Below are 1,587 nucleotides of genomic sequence, written 5' to 3' on the forward strand. Positions count from 1 at the left end.
ACCCTCCCTCACCAACCTCCCGTCGACGAACGACCGGTGAGGTCCCAGTAACTGCCCCGCAACGCGCGGGACATGGCGGCGACCCACCTCCCCCCTAATTTCTGTCGCACGACAGAAATGAGCGCCGCACCCGGAGGTCCCGCCATGGCGACAGCGACCACGTACGGAGCACGCGACCACGCCCGCGCCCAGGAGGGCACCCGCGCCGAGACGATGCCGGTGGTCCCGGCCGGCGACTGGCCCGACCCGCCCGCCGACGCCGGCCCCCTGGTGTGGGCCGAGACGGTCGCGGGCGGCAACTACACGCACAAGGTGCTGGCCCGCGGCACGGAGCTGCGCCTGACCGACCCGCACGGCGACGCCTGCGCCCACGTCCTGCTGTACGTCGCCGACCGTCCCTGGGAGCGGCTGAACGTCGCCGACACCGTCAAGGTCCAGTGGAACGCCTACCTCGGCGAGGGCGTCCTGCTCCTGTCCGACCAGGGCCGCGTCCTCGCCTCCCTGGTCGCCGACACCTCCGGCCGGCACGACGCGCTGTGCGGCACCTCCACCCTCGTACGCAACACCGCCCGGTACGGCGACGGCAGCCCCCAGTCCCCCTCTCCCGCCGGACGCGAGCTGTTCAAGCTCGCCGCCGCGAAGAACGGCCTCGGCCCCCGCGACCTGCCGCCCTCCCTCTCGTTCTTCCAGGGCGTCGACGTACGCGACGACGGCACCCTCGACTTCACCGGCTCCGCCGGCCCCGGCACCAGCGTCACCCTGCGCACCGAGCAGGACGTCACCGTCCTCATCGCCAACGTCCCGCACCCGGCCGATCCGCGCCCGGAGTACGTGAGCACCGCGCTGGAGGTGCTCGCCTGGCGGGCCCGAGCGACCGAGCCGGACGATCCGCTGTGGAACGCCACCCCGGAAGGGCGCCGGGCCTTCCTCAACACCGCCGAGTTCCGCACCGCCAGGGGGACCGCATGACGACCGTGGTCGTTGCGGCCCGCGCCGCCTGGTCCGCCGTCGTCCCGGCCGGCGGGACCCTCACCCTCACCGATCTGCACGGCAATCAGGCCGTCGACTTCCTCGTGTACGACGCCCACGACACAGCCGTCCGCTACAGCGCCCCCGACACGATCCACGCGCAGGGCGGCATCTTCCTCACCACCGGCAGTGTGCTGATGTCCAACGAGCACACCCCGCTGATGACCGTGGTCGCCGACGACGTCGGCCGGCACGACACGGTGGGCGGCGCCTGCTCGAAGGAGTCGAACACCCTGCGGTACGGGCACCACACCTGGTCGCAGCACGCCTGCGTGGACAACTTCCTCGCGGAGGGCGCCCGGCACGGCCTCGGTAAACGCGACCTCGTGTCGAACGTCAACTGGTACATGAACGTGCCGGTCGAGAAGGACGGCACCCTCGGCATCGTCGACGGCATCTCCGCGCCGGGGCTGTCCCTGACCCTGCGTGCCGAGCGCGACGTCCTCGTCCTGGTCTCCAACTGCCCCCAGATCAACAACCCCTGCAACGGCTTCACCCCGACGGCCGTCGAGATGACCATCGACCAGCCACCGCTCGAAGCCCCCGCCGCCCCGACCG

At 72.0% G+C, this 1,587-nt stretch carries 2 protein-coding genes; both read left to right on the forward strand.

Going from position 1 to position 1,587, the window contains the following annotated elements; all coding sequences use genetic code 11:
- Window positions 1-144: 144 nt before the first annotated feature.
- Complete coding sequence (locus AOK23_RS43110) at window positions 145-969, forward strand: urea amidolyase associated protein UAAP1 (RefSeq protein WP_055717812.1); 825 nt, start codon at window positions 145-147, stop codon at window positions 967-969.
- Window positions 966-1,587 (forward strand): urea amidolyase associated protein UAAP2 (locus AOK23_RS43115; RefSeq protein ID WP_055717813.1); only part of this gene is annotated, 622 nt, incomplete at its 3' end. The genes AOK23_RS43110 and AOK23_RS43115, both read left to right, overlap by 4 nt.

The organism is Streptomyces torulosus, assembly GCF_001419765.1.
GTDB lineage: Bacteria > Actinomycetota > Actinomycetes > Streptomycetales > Streptomycetaceae > Streptomyces > Streptomyces torulosus.